This is a genomic window from Planktotalea sp. (assembly GCF_018607995.1).
In the GTDB taxonomy this organism is placed as follows: domain Bacteria; phylum Pseudomonadota; class Alphaproteobacteria; order Rhodobacterales; family Rhodobacteraceae; genus Planktotalea.
Genome location: NZ_JABBAL010000023.1, coordinates 289956 through 306477 on the forward strand (window position 1 = coordinate 289956; position 16522 = coordinate 306477).

General features: G+C 55.0%; 13 protein-coding genes and 1 riboswitch. Of the genes, 6 read left to right on the forward strand and 7 right to left on the reverse strand.

What is annotated here, in order from left to right; genetic code table 11:
- Positions 1-213: 213 nt before the first annotated feature.
- On the reverse strand, positions 214-975 hold the full coding sequence (locus QZ280_RS09925; protein ID WP_293443391.1) for a methyltransferase domain-containing protein: 762 nt from the start codon (positions 973-975) through the stop codon (positions 214-216).
- A gap of 63 nt (positions 976-1038) precedes the next feature.
- On the opposite strand from QZ280_RS09925, the gene gloB reads away from it, so the two are divergent.
- The 3 genes from gloB (at position 1039) to QZ280_RS09940 (ending at position 4930) form a co-directional block, all read left to right on the forward strand.
- Positions 1039-1806 carry a hydroxyacylglutathione hydrolase gene (gene gloB, locus QZ280_RS09930; protein WP_293443394.1) on the forward strand — a complete coding sequence of 256 codons (768 nt, stop codon included), beginning with the start codon at positions 1039-1041 and terminating at the stop codon, positions 1804-1806.
- A gap of 177 nt (positions 1807-1983) precedes the next feature.
- Positions 1984-4311, forward strand: a complete 2328-nt coding sequence (gene clpA / locus QZ280_RS09935) for an ATP-dependent Clp protease ATP-binding subunit ClpA (RefSeq protein WP_293443398.1) — start codon at positions 1984-1986, stop codon at positions 4309-4311.
- 55 nt (positions 4312-4366) lie between these two features.
- A complete protein-coding gene (locus tag QZ280_RS09940) occupies positions 4367-4930 on the forward strand; it encodes a M23 family metallopeptidase (protein WP_293443401.1) in 564 nt (187 codons plus the stop codon).
- Positions 4931-5269: 339 nt separating this feature from the next.
- Here QZ280_RS09940 and QZ280_RS09945 read toward each other — a convergent pair whose 3' ends face one another.
- The 3 genes from QZ280_RS09945 to QZ280_RS09955 form a co-directional block, all read right to left on the reverse strand.
- The gene (locus QZ280_RS09945) at positions 5270-7552 is read right to left on the reverse strand and encodes a peptidoglycan -binding protein (RefSeq protein WP_293443404.1); all 2283 of its coding nucleotides are present in this window, start codon (positions 7550-7552) and stop codon (positions 5270-5272) included.
- Positions 7552-8766, reverse strand: a complete 1215-nt coding sequence (locus QZ280_RS09950) for a biopolymer transporter ExbB (RefSeq protein WP_293443407.1) — start codon at positions 8764-8766, stop codon at positions 7552-7554. Before QZ280_RS09950 ends, QZ280_RS09945 begins: the two co-directional genes overlap by 1 nt.
- A 67-nt stretch (positions 8767-8833) precedes the next feature.
- Positions 8834-9361: a gamma-glutamylcyclotransferase gene (locus QZ280_RS09955; protein WP_293443410.1), complete on the reverse strand. Its 528-nt coding sequence runs from the start codon at positions 9359-9361 to the stop codon at positions 8834-8836.
- Between the two features lie 58 nt (positions 9362-9419).
- Between QZ280_RS09955 and QZ280_RS09960 the strand changes: the two genes are divergently transcribed.
- Positions 9420-10418 (forward strand): DUF2125 domain-containing protein, encoded by a 999-nt coding sequence (locus QZ280_RS09960; protein ID WP_293443413.1) that lies wholly within the window; start codon positions 9420-9422, stop codon positions 10416-10418.
- On the opposite strand, the gene QZ280_RS09965 is transcribed toward QZ280_RS09960, so the two are convergent.
- Positions 10415-10852 (reverse strand): 6,7-dimethyl-8-ribityllumazine synthase, encoded by a 438-nt coding sequence (locus tag QZ280_RS09965; RefSeq protein ID WP_293443416.1) that lies wholly within the window; start codon positions 10850-10852, stop codon positions 10415-10417. The two genes, QZ280_RS09960 and QZ280_RS09965, sit on opposite strands and share 4 nt — an antisense overlap.
- A gap of 74 nt (positions 10853-10926) precedes the next feature.
- Positions 10927-11067: riboswitch (FMN riboswitch) on the reverse strand.
- A 76-nt stretch (positions 11068-11143) separates the two neighbouring features.
- Between QZ280_RS09965 and QZ280_RS09970 the strand changes: the two genes are divergently transcribed.
- Positions 11144-12433: an acetylornithine deacetylase/succinyl-diaminopimelate desuccinylase family protein gene (locus QZ280_RS09970; RefSeq protein WP_293443418.1), complete on the forward strand. Its 1290-nt coding sequence runs from the start codon at positions 11144-11146 to the stop codon at positions 12431-12433.
- On the opposite strand, the gene QZ280_RS09975 is transcribed toward QZ280_RS09970, so the two are convergent.
- Positions 12434-13687 carry an Hsp70 family protein gene (locus tag QZ280_RS09975; protein ID WP_293443421.1) on the reverse strand — a complete coding sequence of 418 codons (1254 nt, stop codon included), beginning with the start codon at positions 13685-13687 and terminating at the stop codon, positions 12434-12436.
- Positions 13688-13829: 142 nt separating this feature from the next.
- Between QZ280_RS09975 and QZ280_RS09980 the strand changes: the two genes are divergently transcribed.
- Entirely contained in the window at positions 13830-15308 is a 1479-nt protein-coding gene (locus QZ280_RS09980) for an ABC transporter substrate-binding protein (protein ID WP_293443424.1), read from the forward strand.
- Between the two features lie 37 nt (positions 15309-15345).
- Here the strand turns inward: QZ280_RS09980 and QZ280_RS09985 are convergent, their stop codons facing one another.
- Positions 15346-16458: an acetoin utilization protein AcuC gene (locus QZ280_RS09985; protein ID WP_293443427.1), complete on the reverse strand. Its 1113-nt coding sequence runs from the start codon at positions 16456-16458 to the stop codon at positions 15346-15348.
- Between the last annotated feature and the right edge of the window lie 64 nt (positions 16459-16522).

Consider the following 16522-nt stretch of genomic DNA (forward strand, 5'->3'; position numbering starts at 1 on the left):
ATGGAGCTCCAACTCCCGTTGGTGCGTGAAATTCTGGGCCGATGTAGCAGAGGGTTTGCCGCATCGCAACATATCTTGATATAATTGCGTGAACGCATAATCCCTTGTTTTTAGGGCTTCGACGCAAGTGCGACGAGATGCGCAGGCAAATCACTGACAAAAATTGAAGGATCCCGTGACTTTACATGATTCCTTCAGAGAGCTTAACGCTCATCAACGCTCGCTGCGCAATCCTACCGCCGTTTCTGGCGCGGGCTTAGGGCTCAACACGTCCATCGGACTTGGCACACGTAGCCGCGTCCCTAATCCAAGTGGCGCATGCACACGCTTGGATGCCTCAACCATCAATACGCCCGATGGGAATATTGCTGGGATTTTGCCACCCATCCGTTCCAACACCCTACCGGACTTCATCCACGCGCGCTTAGCGCTTGGTGGTTGATAAAGCGCTGCCGCGTGGCGCTCAGGCAGAAATCCGTGACGTTTCAGTTGCGCTTCAAGTTGGGTGATCGTGTAAGGCCGCCCGAAACCAAATGGCGTCGCATCACTTCTCGACCACAATCCCGCACGGTTAGGCACGATAAACAACGCATGCCCCCCAGGCCCTAAAACGCGCCAACATTCATTTAAAACAGCAGTCGGATTCTCCGAGGTCTCCAACCCGTGCATCACAATCAGACGATCCACACGTCCCGTTTCAATCGGCCACAGCATTTCTTCACACAGCACAGACACATTAGGCAGACCCGCAGGCCACTGGATCACCCCCTGAGGTCCAGGCATCAAGGCCAGTACACGGCGCGCATCCTTGAGGTAGGGTCGCAACAAAGGCACAGCAAAGCCAAAGCCCGCAACGGTTTGCCCTTTCGCTTCCGGCCAAAGTTTGACCACGCGATCGCGCACAGCGCGTTGCGCCGCACGCCCCAAAGCGGAGCGATAATAGAAATTTCGTAGGTCCTGCACATCAAGATGCATTGCAGCCCCTCTCTCGATCAGCCAAGCTTAACTTGCATCATAGTGAGCCGGAGCCAATTTGCCATGCCTTATGAAATCGTGACGATCCCCTGCCTTGAGGACAACTATGCATTTCTGATCGGAAATCTAGACACAGGCGAAGCGGCAATTGTCGATGTCCCAGAGGCTGCGCCAATCAATGATATGCTTAAAACCAAGGGCTGGGAATTGAGCACTGTGCTACTGACCCATCATCATTGGGATCATGTGGAGGGGCTTGATGGTCTCACAGGGCGCGAACGCTTGAGTGTTATCGGCGCAACAGCCGATGAACATCGCCTACCAAAGTTGTCAAAGGCTGTGAACGAAGGTGACATCATCGATGTCCTAGGCACGCAGACTCATATCATCGACGTTTCCGGTCACACGCTTGGCCATATCGCATTTCACATGCCCGATCTTGATGCCGTGTTTACCGCTGATAGCTTGATGACCCTCGGTTGTGGCCGCTTGTTTGAGGGCACGCCCGCTCAGATGTTTGAGAGCCTAGCAAAGCTTAATGCGCTGCCGGACGACACCATTCTTTATTCTGGTCACGAGTACACATCGACCAATGCTAGATTTGCCCTGACTATTGAACCCGAGAACGCGGCGCTTATCTCTAGACGTGAAGCCACGAAATTGGCGCGTGCGGCAGGATCGCCGACTGTGCCCTCATCCCTCAAACGTGAACGCGCGACAAATCCATTCCTGCGCGCCCACGTTCCCGAAATCGCAGTGCATCTAGGTATGCCAAACGCCGCACCGGTGGATGTCTTCACCGAAATTCGAAAACGCCGTGACAAATTTTAAGCCGGCCCTAAATCAAGACTATTCGTCTCAATCATCCTTAATACGTGCCAGTCACATCAAAGTTGATCGAGAAAAGTCAGAATTCGCTTGAAGCTGGTCAGATATCGACCAAACTTCAAGACAGATGGCCCAGAGCTTCGGCATCCCCGAGCAGGGTCCAAGAAAAGGAGCACGCCCGTGCCATCATTTTCGACAACCCTTGAGCAGGCAATCCATGCTGCGCTGGCGCTTGCAAATGCGCGCCGCCATGAATTCGCGACACTAGAGCATCTGTTGCTCGCGCTTGTCGATGAACCCGATGCAAAGCGCGTGATGAAAGCCTGCTCCGTCGACACAGAAGAGCTGCGCCAAACATTAGTAGGTTTCATCGACGATGATCTCAGCAATCTGATCACTGACATCGAAGGGTCAGAGGCAGTTCCAACAGCAGCCTTCCAGCGCGTAATCCAACGCGCCGCAATCCATGTGCAAAGCTCTGGCCGCTCTGAAGTGACAGGTGCAAATGTTTTGGTAGCGATGTTTGCGGAACGCGAAAGCAACGCCGCCTATTTCCTGCAAGAACAAGACATGACGCGCTATGATGCGGTGAACTACATCGCCCACGGCGTTGCCAAAGACCCTGCGTTTGGCGATTCTCGCCCTGTGACCGGATCTGGAGAGATGGATGAAGACGGTGCTGCCGCAGCGATGGAGGGCGAAGAGAAAAAAGAAAGTGCTCTCTCGAAATACTGTGTGGACCTTAATGTAAAGGCCGCAAAAGGCGATGTTGATCCGCTGATCGGTCGCGACAGCGAAGTGGAGCGTTGCATTCAGGTTCTATGCCGTCGTCGCAAGAACAACCCGCTTTTGGTGGGTGATCCGGGCGTTGGCAAAACGGCAATTGCTGAGGGTCTCGCACGTAAGATTGTGCAAGGCGAAACACCTGAAGTCCTATCGCAAACGACGATCTTCTCGCTCGACATGGGCGCATTGCTGGCGGGCACACGCTATCGCGGTGATTTTGAGGAACGTCTCAAAGCGGTTGTGTCCGAGATTGAAGAACACCCCGACAGCGTCTTGTTTATTGACGAGATTCACACGGTGATCGGCGCTGGTGCAACGTCTGGCGGTGCAATGGATGCGTCCAACCTTTTGAAGCCCGCGCTTCAGGGCGGTAAACTGCGTACCATGGGGTCGACCACGTATAAGGAGTTCCGTCAGCACTTTGAGAAAGACCGCGCGCTCAGCCGTCGGTTCCAAAAGATCGACGTGAATGAACCTTCTGTCGAAGATTCAATCAAAATCCTCAAAGGCCTGAAACCTTATTTTGAGGATCATCACTCCGTCAAATACACCGCCGATGCGATCAAGACCGCCGTTGAACTGGCCGCGCGCTATATCAATGACCGCAAGCTGCCTGACAAAGCCATCGATGTGATCGACGAAGCAGGTGCCGCACAACGTTTGGTTGTGGAGAGCAAACGTCGCAAAACGCTGGGTGCTAAGGAGATCGAAGCCGTCGTCGCCAAGATCGCCCGCATCCCACCGAAAAGCGTTTCCAAGAGCGATGCAGAGGTGCTTAAGGACTTGGAGGCGAGCCTTAAGCGCGTCGTCTTCGGTCAGGATAATGCGATCGAAGCACTCAGCTCTGCAATCAAACTCGCGCGTGCGGGCCTTCGTGAGCCTGAAAAGCCCATCGGTAACTACCTCTTCGCTGGTCCAACTGGCGTGGGTAAAACCGAAGTGGCCAAGCAGCTTGCGGATACGCTTGGTGTTGAGATGTTACGCTTTGATATGTCCGAGTACATGGAAAAACATGCAGTTTCGCGTCTCATCGGTGCCCCTCCCGGCTATGTCGGGTTCGATCAAGGTGGCCTTTTGACAGATGGCGTGGATCAACATCCCCACTGCGTTCTTTTGCTGGACGAGATCGAAAAAGCTCATCCCGATGTGTTCAACATTCTGTTGCAAGTAATGGATCACGGTAAACTCACGGATCACAATGGCCGCGCGGTTGATTTCCGCAATGTGGTGTTGATCATGACATCGAATGCTGGTGCCGCCGAGCAAGCGAAGGAAGCTTTGGGCTTTGGCCGTTCCGCACGCGAGGGTGAAGACACCGCCGCGGTCGAGCGCACATTCACGCCAGAGTTCCGCAACCGTCTTGATGCGATCATCAGCTTCGGTGCATTGCCGAAAAAGGTTATCATGCAAGTGGTCGAAAAGTTCGTGCTCCAACTTGAAGCGCAACTGATGGACCGTAATGTGACCTTCGAACTGTCCAAAGCAGCAACTGAGTGGATAGCGGATAAAGGCTACGACAGTAAGATGGGTGCGCGTCCGTTGGGCCGTGTGATCCAAGAGCATATCAAAAAGCCGCTCGCAGAAGAACTGCTGTTTGGTAAGCTCGCCAAAGGCGGCGTCGTCAAGGTTGGTGTCAAAGACGGGAAAATCTCGCTTAAGACCGAAGGCCCTGACAAACCGCGCTTGTCTGGTAAAAAACCACCGCTGCTTACTGCTGAGTAATGCTTCGGACCTTCGCACTCATTGCCTGCGCCGCATCCCCACTTGCGGCCCGGGGTTGCGGTTTTCGCAACCGATTGACTGCACGTTGGGCGCGGATTGCTTCATCGAAGACTACGTGGACACCAATCCTTTTGAGAAGACATCCCAAGACCATAGATGCGGCCTGAACACACGTGATGGTCACACAGGAACCGATTTTGCGCTGATTGATTTTGCCTCTGTCGAGCAGGGCGTAGACGTTTTGGCCGCTGCGCCCGGTCGCGTTTTCCGGCTCCGCGACAGCATGCCCGATGATCGTTTGCAAAGAGGTGTGACCTCCCAAAATGCGTGCGGAAATGCCGTTATTCTGGCGCATGCAGACGGTTACCAGACCACCTATTGCCATTTGAAACGTGGCTCAATCAACGTCTCAATAGGTGATACCGTGGAACGCGGCCAACCCATTGGAAAAGTAGGGCTATCCGGCCGCACGGCCCATCCCCATGTACATTTCGGTATTAAAAAAACGGCACGCAACTCGACCCGTTCCGAGCTGAAACGAACGATCAATGCGCGACGGAACCAGGCCCGACGCTCTGGCTTAACCCGCCAGAGTATCACGCCACAATTCTGCGCTTAGCCGGCTTTTCTAACGCAGTGCCAAAGTTTCAAGACACCGTTTCAGGTGCTGCACGGTTGACAAATTCAAAGCCAGATCAACCTCTCGTCGTTTATGTCGAAGCCGGCTTTAGCCAGCACGGCGATATTCTGGACTTTAGCGCAACAGGTCCTCTTGGCGAGGCGTTTCACCATCGCATCTTGCTGAAACAACCGAAGAAAAGTACGCGCCGTGCCTTTGGTAAACGCGCACCTCAAGAAGGTTGGCCGCTCGGAGAATATAGAGGACAGATCATACTCACACGCAAAGGAAAATCATCGCCAATCGCTTTGCGCATGTCACTTCGCGTACTAACTGCCACTATTTTTCGGTAAATTTCAACTCGATACGACGGTTCTGTGCGCGCGCTTCATCGCTACCTTCAAGGTTCACAGGTTGAAACTGACCAAACCCGTTCGCCGCTAAACGTGTCGGCGGGATGCCTAGGAAATTCACCATATATTTCACGACCGACAAAGCCCGCGCTTGGCTAAGCTCCCAATTGTCTGCAAACTCACCCAGACCGGACAGGGGGACATTGTCTGTGTGACCGTCCACACGAATGATCCAATCGATGCCGTCGGGAATGTCATCGGCGACCGCACCCAAAATCGAGGCAACTTTAGCTACTTCACCGCGCCCTTCAGGCGATAACGCAGCACGTCCAGGCGGGAACAAAACCTCGGATGAGAAAACGAAACGATCGCCCTCAATACGAACACCATCTTGGCGGCCAAGAACGTCCCTCAAACGACCAAAGAACTCTGAACGATAGCGCTCCAAATCTTTGGTTTGTTCCTGCAAAGCCAGCGCTTCAACCTCCAGCCTTTTGCGCTCGGCCTCTTCCAACTCCCGCCTTTTGCGTTCCTCTGCAGCGACCCGCGCGAGTGCTGCATTTAGCTCGGACCCGAGGTTTTGAAGCTGGACTTGGGACGCATCGTCTTGAATTTTAGCTTCATCCAGAATGGCTTGCAGGCTGCCCAATTGCGCGCGGAGCGCTGCGACTTGTTGGTTTAGCGCCTCTGTTTGCAGTTGCGCTTGCGAGGTTCGTTCTTGTTCTTGCGCTAATTCATCGCGCGCCGCCGCCAGCAAAACCGCCTGCTGCGTTGCATCATCCAGACGCGTTTCAGCTTGTTGTTCCGCTTCAAGTTTCGCCGCCAATGCTGCCGCCAACTGGCGCTGAACCTCTTCGCGCTCAAGCTCTACAGCGGTGCGCGCAGCTAAAGCGGCGGCCAACGTTTGCTCTATCTCACTATCGTCCATTGCTACGATCAAATTCGCTTCTGCCAGCGCAAGATCATCACGTGTGCGCGCCAGTTCCGAGGTCAGCGCCGCGATGATTTCTGCTGATTTTTCCTGCACCGATACGATCTCCGCCAGTTCGGCCTCTGCCTTGCTCAGCTGGTGTGTGGTTTGGCTCAGTTGCGCGCGCGTTTCGGCCAATTGCCCTTCTGCACTTGTTAAGGCGGAATTGGTCTGCGTACTCGTGGCGGTCACAGTCTCAAGTTTCGCGTTCGTTTCAGTCAGCAGCGCTTCCGCCACGGCCTGTGCAGCCCTGAGCGAGGCAATCCGTTCCGCCGCTTCTTCCTCAGCGGTGAGTTTGATTGCCTCTGTCAATTCCTGTTTTTTGCGCGCAGCGTCCAAATCAGAGCGCGCCAATGCAAGCTGTGCGAGGACTTGCGTCAGCTCTTTCTCGACCGCTGCCTTCGCCGCATCCGTATCCTGACCGGAACTGACAGCCGCCGCCAATTGCGCCGTCAAGTCTTCGCTCGCAGAGCGCGCAGCCGCCAATAGCGTCAGTGTGTCTTCCGCAGCTTTGCGTTCCGCTTCAAGCGTAAGGGTCATCGCCATCAATTCGGCATCCGCAGTTTCAAGTCGCGCGCGCAGAGCCTTTGCGGCTTCCGCCTCAAGCAAACGTGCTTCTTCCTCTGCGCTCAAGGCCTCTTGCAACTCTGCCAGTTCTAAGGCGCGCGCGCCGATCACCGCGTCTTTGTCTTCGCCCTGAGCACGTAAATCCGCAATCAACGCATCCATAGCCTCGCGTTGCGCAGCCGCCAAACGCGCCGCTTCAACCTGTTCATCAATCTCAGAGCGCGCAGTTGCGAGAGCAAGATCAAGCGCTTCTTTCTCGCTCAACAACTCTGCTTGCGCCTGCTCCAAAGCCGCAACACTGCCCAAAGCGTCATTACGTTGCGACAAAAGCGATGCGACTTGCGCTTCAAAACTGGTTATTTGGGCCTGCGCCGCCGATAGCGCGCTATCTTGATCTGCGCGCTCTTGCTGCAAAGATGCGATCAACGCGGATTGCGCTTCGGCCCGCGTTGTTGCGTCATCAAGGGTGGCGTTCAAAGTGCCAAGGTCGTTTTCCAAACGCTCGCTGCGATCACGTTCCAAACCAAGCGCTTGCGCGAGGGCTGCGATTTCTTGGCCAAGATCGTCCAACTCGCTTTCTTGGCCCGTGATCGTCTCGCGCAGCACGAATTGCATCACCATGAACATGGTGAGCACGAACATCAAAACCAGTAAAAGGCCGGTCATCGCGTCGACAAAACCGGGCCAGATAGAGCCTTGGAACCTCTGACCTGTTCGCCGCGAGAGTGCCATTAGCCGCCATCACGCATGCGCGTTGCACGTGCTTTCGCCGCCCCGGCTGGCGCTTTGCGCGGTTGCGTCAATAAACGCCCCAAAGCGCCGATATCGCTGCGCAGTTCTGCCATGGTTTCAGCACGACCCGCTGACATTTCTTCGAGGATTTTCAACAGTTGCACATCCATCGAGCGCAATCGCATCCGGCTTTCCGCATCGATCCCCTCGCCACCGCCAAGCACGCCACCATCAAGTTTAGCGATCAACTGCTCCTGTCCTTCGGCAACACGAATGAGCGCATCTGTGGCCGTGCCCGTGGCTTCCATTCGTTCGGTCATGCTTGAAATCGCATCGGTTAACGCACCAAGTTTGTCGTCCACCATGGAGCGGCTCACGTCGCTTTGCGTGAACATGAACTGCAGCGCTTCCATCTGCTCGGCCATGTGATCGACAACCGCACCCATCACAGAATTTTCAACGCTGCCTTCGCCGTCGCCTGTCGAAAATCCGAGGCGCGTGATACTTGAGAGCCACTCTTCGAGTTCACGGTAAAAACGGTTTTGACCGTGCCCAGCGAATAATTCCAACAGGCCAACAACAAGCGATCCCGCCAGTCCCAAAAGCGACGAACCAAACGCAACACCCATGCCACCCATTTGCGCCTCAAGCCCTGATTGCAGGCGTTTGAACACGTCTGCGCCCGTCTCGCCTTCCGCTGCGCTCAGGTTGCGGATAGTATCAACAATGGCAGGAACGGTGGTCGCAAGGCCATAAAACGTTCCAAGAAGTCCTAAGAAAATCAGCAAATTAACAAGATATCGCGTAATTTCGCGGGCTTCATCAACCCGCGTCGCGACTGAATCCAAGATTGAGCGCGTCGAGCTGGAAGAGATCTGCATTCGCGCCCCGCGCGAGCGCAACAAAGTCGCGAGAGGAGCCAACAATTGCGGCGCTTTAATGCTCGGATCTTCGCGGTTCTCTGAGGCAAACGCTTCTAACCAGCGGACAGAATTGATCAATTGTCCAACCTGATAAAAACAGGCCATGACACCGATGAAGAACACAAACAGGATGAATCCGTTCAACCATGGATTGGCTAAAAATACAGGCAGCACGCGCGGCAGCGCGACAAATGCACCAGCCCCGACAAGACCTATAACAATCAGCATCGACAGGATCTGTCGAATAGGCTGAGAAAACTGCGCGCGCACCTCGCGGTCTGGCTTGTCCAAGGGGACTGCTCCTGACACGTTTCTTATTGGAAAACATTCTACTCAGATTGAACCCTTAAGCCAAGAGTTATGAGCACAGCGCTTTTACGCGCTCTGAGAGCCAGTTCAGATCCGTGTCTTCGATGCCCAATTCCACAAGATGACCCGCAGTATTGTGCAGATAGTCCGTGTTCGGTCCGCGGTCCCCGACGGCGCGCGCAATTACCTGCGCTTGCTCTTCCAAATCGAGATGACAGTATTGCACATGGTCTGGATCGATCACGTATGTCACCGCCTCGATCACCTCACCTGTGTTAAGATACACATCGAGAGTTTTCTCTAGATAGGCCGACGAGATCAACTCGCGTTCACGCAAATATGCCAGCGTTTCCACCTCTGCGCCCGCTTTCACGCGCAAAGCAACGCCTTTACAGTGCGCGTCTTTCATTTCATCCAGCGCGAGCACTAGCCCTGGATGTTCAGACGTGCCGCGATGATGGATCGAGCGCATACAAAAACTGCGCGCATAACCGTGCATAACGCCTACATGCTGCGCGTCCACCCCAAAGCCCGGATCCCACAAAAGAGAGCCGTAGCCAAACACCCACATCGTCATCGTACTGGTCCTTTTCTGATGCCTGCCTTAGATACGAGCCAAGCCTTAAGGAAAAGCCATGAAACGACTGCTATTTGTGATTATCGCCGCTGCTGCGCTTTATGCGGGCTATTGGTTTGTCGGGTCGAACGGAGCCACTGCAGGCTTTGAGCGCTGGTTCGAAGACCGCCGCACAGAGGGCTGGGTAGCGGACGTCGAGAGCATCGAAACACGTGGTTTCCCAAGTCGCTTTGACACGACCTTAACTGGGATTTCTTTGGCTGATCCTGATACGGGCGTCGCTTATTTCGCGCCTTTTCTGCAAATTTTTGCGCTCAGCTATAAGCCGGAGCACCTGATCGCCGTCTGGCCAAAGGAACAAAGCGTCAGCAGCCCATTCGGCAAGGCGGAGATCACAAGCGACGACATGCGTGCCTCTTTGATTGTGAAGAAAAACACATCGCTTGCTTTGGAAAAGGCAAATTACACGACTGATGCTGTGACGCTTCAAATGGACAACGGTGAAACCTTCGGGACTGCAAAGGCCTCGATGGCGATAGAATTGATTCCTGCCGCGCAAAACGCCTATCATTTCGGGGTGAACCTGAAGGACGTTTTATTGCCTGAGCCAAGGGGGATACGTCTTGAGGCGGGTATACTGCCCAAAACGCTTGAGTTCGCACGCGTCGATGTCACCGCCGCCTTTGATGCGCCCTGGGATTTGAACGCTTTGCAAAGCGCGCGTCCGCAACCCAAGCGCATTACTGTGAAATTGATCGAGGCGAAGTGGGGCCAGCTAGAACTACGTCTCGCAGGTGCGTTTGATGTGGACACCACAGGGCGTGCGACGGGTCAAATCACGATAAAGGCGCAGAACTGGCGCGATATCTTGGCGGTAAGTGCCGCGACAGGCGCAATCCCGACGCAACTGGTGCGACCGTTTGAGCAAGGATTATCATTGCTGTCAGGCCTGTCTGGCAATCGCAACACGCTTGATCTGCCTTTGACGCTGGATCAAGGCCAGATGAAACTGGGGCCGATCCCTATTGGACCCGCCCCGCTGTTTCGTCTTCGTTAAGCGTAGTGCTCTAACGTTACGCGCACCGCTTGTGCAGCCTCTGCGCCTTTTTTGACAAAGTGATCGGTATAAAAGCCGATGTGCTCTGCGCTTGGCTGAAAATGATGCGGCGTGAGAGAGACTGAGAAAGTTGGCGCACCCGTGCTCATCTGCGCCTCCATCAGTCCATTTACCACGGCAGCAGCCACAAAATCATGGCGATAGATCCCGCCATCAACGACCAGAGCCGCACAAACAACGGCATCAAATTCCCCTGATGCCCCCAGTTTTTTCGCTAAAAGCGGCATTTCAAACGCCCCCGGCACATCGAAGGGTGTGATCTGAACAGTCGCATCAACGCTGTCCATATCCGCCTCGAAGCCAACAAGAGCTTGATCCACGATCTCGCTGTGCCAACGCGCTTTGATAAACGCAATTTTAAGTAGTTTCGTCATTTTGGAACCTTTGTTTTAGACGTCACAAAAGTCCCAGAGCATCGCTTTAGCCTACCTGCCCCGAAGGACATGCAAACCGCTCTCTTTCATCCGGACTTTCACCGTCGGCTCTGGAATTCCACCAAATCTGCTGTCCCAATGATCCGCCTTAGGCTCACTAGCGCTCGCGGGCTATCACCGCCGGTAGGGACTTTCACCCTGCCCTGAGAACATCGCCTTGGTGACATGCGCGCGTAGGTCTTGCAAGAGGGCGTTCGCCACGTCACTTTGAACCGCAAACAGGAGAGCGACATGAGCGATTTACAGACGCGGCTGGCCAAACGCATTGAAGACAAACGCGACGATCTGATCGCGCTCACGCAGGACTTGATCCGCATTCCAACGCTCAATCCCCCCGGTGAAAACTACCGCGAGATCTGCACATTCTTGGGCGAGCGCTTGGCGCGAAGTGGGTTCACAATGGCAATGGTGCGCGCAGAGGGTGCGCCCGGCGATTGCACGAAATATCCACGCTGGAACGTTGTGTGCCGCCGTGAAGGCAAACGCCCGGGTGAATGTGTCCATTTCAACTCTCATATCGACGTGGTGGAGGTCGGCGCAGGCTGGACCTTTGATCCGTTTGGAGGGGAATTGAGCGACGGCAAAATCTATGGGCGGGGAGCCTGCGACATGAAAGGCGGTCTCGCCGCCTCGATTATCGCAGCGGAAGCCTTCGTAGAGGAATGCCCCGACTACGCGGGCGCGATAGAAATCAGCGGGACCGCGGATGAGGAATCAGGCGGCTATGGCGGCGTTGCTTATCTAGCAGAAAAGGGGTTTTACGATCCGAACCGCGTGCAGCATGTGATTATTCCTGAACCTCTCGGCGTAGATTCAATCTGCCTTGGTCATCGCGGTGGTTGGTGGGCTGAGATCGAAACATTCGGTGAAATCGCCCATGGTTGCATGCCGTTCTTAGGGGACTGCGCGGTTCGCCACATGGGGGCGGTGCTCGATAAATTCGAAGATACGCTTTATCCCGCGATGGCCGCGCGCCACACAGAAATGCCGGTGATCCCAGAGGGTGCACGCCAGTCGACAATGAACATTAACTCGATCCATGGCGGGCAGAATGAGCAGGCAGAAGATAGCACTGCTCTCCCTTCGCACTGCGTTCCTGACAGCTGCCGCATCGTCATTGATCGTCGCTATTTGGCGGAGGAAAACTATGATGGTGTCAGCGGTGAGGTGAAAAACCTTCTAGAAGACTTGCGCGTGACGCGGCCCAATTTTGAATATGCGATGCGCGAATTGAACCATGTCGCCCCCTCCATGACCGATAAAGAAGCGCCAGTTGTGCAAACCGTTGCCCGCGCGATTGAGGCAGTGATGGGCAAGAAAGTGCGCTATGTCGCGTCGCCCGGAACCTATGATCAAAAGCACATTGACCGGATTGGGAAGCTAAAGAACTGCATCGCATATGGTCCCGGCATTCTGGAACTGGCGCATAAACCTGACGAATATGTCGGGGTTGAAGATATGGTCGAGAGCGCAAAGGTCATGGCGCATACACTAGCGCAACTTTTGAATGGTGAGGTTTGATCATAGGTCTTGCGTGGCGAGTGTGAGACCTTCGATGATGCCCGTGAGCGCCGCACCGTGATGGATTTTTGCGTTTGGAAATGCGTTGGCGGTTGCAGTTTGTACCGCTTGCATTAAGCTGGATCCGCCCACGAAAATAAGATGCGTGACGTTATCGGGCGCATGATCTGTTTGGGCGATGCAATGTAGTGCTGTCTGCGCGATTTGCTCGGCTGACGCACGAAGCGAGTGGGCAAGCGCGAGCGCATAAAGCGGCGCGCTCAGCCCCTTTTCCAAAGGATCAAGGTTAATGTCTACGCTTGCGAGTGGTTTCGTGTTCAACCTTATCTTTGCCGCTTCAATGGCGAAGGCAAGATCGTGGCCGCGCTCATCCTCCAACACGCGCGCAAGGCGTTTGAGTTTGACTGGTTCCATCGCATATTGCAGCAGATCCTCTGCCGCACGGCGCGTATCAGGCGCGTAAAGGAACGGAATTTTCTGCCACGTCGCGAGATCCGCAAAGATGCCATTCGGTGCAAGATGCGTTTCCTTGCCAAACGCATGGCGAATTCGGCTGCCACGTCCCATCAAAGGCATCACATGATCAAAGCTGAGCAGGCGATCGAAATCTGTGCCGCCAAGGCGCAGACCCTCGCTTTGGACAATCTCAATCGCACCATTCCCTTTACTGCGAAACAGCGTGAAATCCGACGTACCGCCGCCAATATCTATGACAAGACCAAGATCATTGGGCTGCAAAACATCGGCCTGCGCGCGCGCCGCAGCCTCCGGTTCATTCATGAAATGGACGTCTCGGAAGCCGGCGATCTGGTAGCATTCAGTCAGGTCCGCAAGCGCTTGGGCGTCACGTTTGAAATCGCCGTGAAACTTAACGGGCCGACCAGAGAGAGCGCGCGTGTAGCTTTTCCCTGTCTGCGCCTCTGTGCGGTGCTTCATCTCGGACAAAAAACGTGCGACGATGTCGATGTAAATCATCCGTTTGCCTAGAAACGTGCTGCTTTCACGGATAAGCGGCGTGCCAAGCAGTGATTTGAGCGCGCGCACATAGCGCCCCCAAGCACCTTCGAACAGGGCCTGTTCCGCCGCGGACCCAAAAGCGATTTGCTTTTCTTCAAAATCAAAGAACAGCGCAGTGGGCAGCGTTTGCTCGCCGCTCTCAAGCTCGATGAGCCGGATTTTGCCGTTCTCAAACACCCCAACGGCCGAGTTAGACGTACCAAAGTCGATGGCTAAAACTGCATCTTGCTGCCCCATATCAACACCCTGCATGATCCAAAAGCAGCGCAGTACGAAGTCAAAGCAGCGCTTGCAAGCCCCGAATTCTCCGCAATCCTCCCTAGCCAGCTCCAATTGAAATGGCTAACGTCGTCGCTAATCAATCTTCGGGAGACAGAATATGACCAATTTCCGCACCCTTTTGCTAAGCGCAAGCGCCGCTGCTTTGTTGGCTGGCGCCGCTTTCGCGAAATCTGATATCACGGTTGCCTTGCAACTTGAGCCGCCGCATCTGGACCCAACATCTGCTGCAGCTGGCGCGATTGACAGCGTGCTCTATTCCAACGTCTTTGAAGGCCTGACGCGGTTTATGGCAGACGGATCTGTCGTTGCGGGTCTTGCCGAAAGCTGGGAGATCTCGGACGACGGCCTAAGCTACACATTCAAGTTGCGCGACGGCGCAACCTTCCATGACGGCTCCGCAATGGATGCGGAGGATGTGAAATTCTCACTTGACCGTGCGCGTGCTGAGGACAGCACAAACGCACAAAAGGCGCTCTATGCGGGCATCACAGACGTAATCGTGATGGACCCGATGACTGTGAAACTGACGTTGGCAGAAGCCAACGGTTCCATGCTGTTTAACCTCGCTTGGGGGGATGCGGTGATCGTCGCACCTGAGAGCATCGAGAACATCAAGCAAATGCCAATCGGCACAGGCGCGTTCAAATTTGTGAACTGGGTGCAGGGCGACAAGATCGAACTTGCGCGCAATAATGCCTATTGGGGCGACGCCCCCGCGCTAGAAGCGGCGACGTTCAAGTTTATCTCCGATCCGACTGCCGCCTTCGCAGCTGTAATGGCGCAAGACGTCGATGTATTCGCGGGCTTTCCCGCGCCAGAGAATCTGCCGCAGTTCGAAGCAGACCCACGTTTCCAAGTGCTCGTGGGCAGTTCCGAGGGTGAAACGATCCTCTCCACCAACAATAAGATGCCGCCTTTTGACAACGTGAAAGTCCGCCAAGCTGTGGCCCACGCGATTGATCGTCAAGCGATCATTGATGGCGCGATGTTTGGTTACGGTACCCCGATTGGTACGCATTTCGCGCCGCACAATCCTGACTATGTAGATCTGACTGCAAGTTCCACACACGACCCAGCAAAGGCAAAAGCGTTGTTGGCCGAAGCAGGCATGGCTGACGGATTTGAGACAACCTTGCACTTGCCACCCCCCTCATACGCCCGTCGTGGCGGTGAGATCATTGCCGCGCAGCTGGCGGAAGTCGGTATCAAAGCCGAGATTATCAACGTCGAATGGGCGCAATGGCTTGAAACTGTGTTTCGCGGCAAGGATTTTGGCCTTACGATTGTCAGCCACACGGAACCTTTCGACATCGGCATCTATGCGCGTCCTGATTACTACTTCCAGTACGACAATCCGGAGTTTCAGGCGCTGATGAAAAAGTTGAATGCGACAGCGGATCCGTCGATGCGCACGGATATGATCGCACAGGCGCAAACGACGATTTCACAGGACTATGTGAACGGGTATTTGTTCCAATTGGCCTTCCCGACAGTCGCGGATGCGAAGGTTCAAGGCCTTTGGGAGAACGCACCCACACAAGCGACCGACCTTACAGGGGTCAGCTGGTCGGATTAAGCGGTAGTCCGAATTTTCCAGAAAATTCGACGTCGTTCTAAATACGCGCGCGCAGTATTCCAATGCGCGTGCGTACTTCATCGCGCACATCGCCTTCTCGTGGTGTATCGGCAAGCGTCTTGAACCAAGTCTCCGGCGGATTACGGCCACGCGAGTTCCCCTCGAACCGCAGATCTCTCAGGAAATTCTCGGCTTCTGCGTCCAGAATTTCAGGTGCATCAAACCCGTTCAGCACGCCCCAAATCCGCGTCCAACAGCGACCCACGCTCCAAGGGTTATAGCCACCACCACCCAGCACCATCAACGTCGATGTCATCTCCATAGCAGCGCGCACGACAGCGGCATGCGCATTATTGGACAGCGAAAGCCGCGAAAGCGGATCCTCATCCAGCGCATCAGAGCCGCATTGCAGAACAATAGCATCAGGTTCGAAATCCGTGATCAAAGGCAGGATCAATTCCTCTAGGATCACGCGCATCTCGGTGTCGTTCAGCCCGCGCGGGGCGGGCAGGTTGAACGCGCTACCCCCCGCACTGTCCATAAAATCGCCCGTGAACGGCCAACGCTTTTCCTCGTGTACAGAGATCATTCGCACATCAGGATCGCCGCGAAATCCGACCTCGACCCCATCCGGATGATGCGCATCGATATCAAGGTAAAGGACGCGCGTCGCGCCATGGTGTTGCAGCGATTTGATTGCCAGCACGGGGTCATTCAAATAGCAAAACCCGTTAGCGCGATCTGGCATGCCATGATGCGTGCCCCCACCCGGTACATGAACGATGCCACCATCTTTTAGCAATTCGCCTGCCAAGATCACACCACCTGCACCCGTCGCAGGGCGGCGAAACATTTCGCCAAACACGGGGTTAGCATGCGTGCCAAGCTGGAACTGCGCACGCTCCGGATCGCTGACAGCGCCACGCCGCTCTGCCCGTGCAAGGGCAGAGATATATTCAGGGGTATGAAACGACCACAGCGCCCTTGGCTTGGCGCGCGGAGAGGTCACATATTGCGCATCAGGCAGCCAATTCAACGCGCGGGCAAGGTCCATCACCGTCGACACACGCGGCACGCGCAAGGGATGCGCAGGGCCATAGGACGAACCACGATAGATTTCTGAGCCGATAAAAAGCGGGCGATGCAACATGTCCCACCACATACAACACCGTCGCGCCACGACAAGCCCTCTGGACCCTTCGTCCCCTCTCGCC

What these genes read in the sequence shown, in the direction of transcription:
- QZ280_RS09960 (WP_293443413.1), top strand. Translation starts at nt 9,420, where the DNA reads ATGAAACGACTGCTATTTGTGATTATCGCCGCTGCTGCGCTTTATGCG.
- gloB (WP_293443394.1), top strand. Translation starts at nt 1,039, where the DNA reads ATGCCTTATGAAATCGTGACGATCCCCTGCCTTGAGGACAACTATGCA.
- QZ280_RS09945 (WP_293443404.1), bottom strand. Translation starts at nt 7,552, where the DNA reads ATGGCACTCTCGCGGCGAACAGGTCAGAGGTTCCAAGGCTCTATCTGG.
- QZ280_RS09925 (WP_293443391.1), bottom strand. Translation starts at nt 975, where the DNA reads ATGCATCTTGATGTGCAGGACCTACGAAATTTCTATTATCGCTCCGCT.
- QZ280_RS09965 (WP_293443416.1), bottom strand. Translation starts at nt 10,852, where the DNA reads ATGACGAAACTACTTAAAATTGCGTTTATCAAAGCGCGTTGGCACAGC.
- QZ280_RS09970 (WP_293443418.1), top strand. Translation starts at nt 11,144, where the DNA reads ATGAGCGATTTACAGACGCGGCTGGCCAAACGCATTGAAGACAAACGC.
- QZ280_RS09980 (WP_293443424.1), top strand. Translation starts at nt 13,830, where the DNA reads ATGACCAATTTCCGCACCCTTTTGCTAAGCGCAAGCGCCGCTGCTTTG.
- QZ280_RS09985 (WP_293443427.1), bottom strand. Translation starts at nt 16,458, where the DNA reads ATGTTGCATCGCCCGCTTTTTATCGGCTCAGAAATCTATCGTGGTTCG.
- QZ280_RS09955 (WP_293443410.1), bottom strand. Translation starts at nt 9,361, where the DNA reads ATGACGATGTGGGTGTTTGGCTACGGCTCTCTTTTGTGGGATCCGGGC.
- QZ280_RS09975 (WP_293443421.1), bottom strand. Translation starts at nt 13,687, where the DNA reads ATGGGGCAGCAAGATGCAGTTTTAGCCATCGACTTTGGTACGTCTAAC.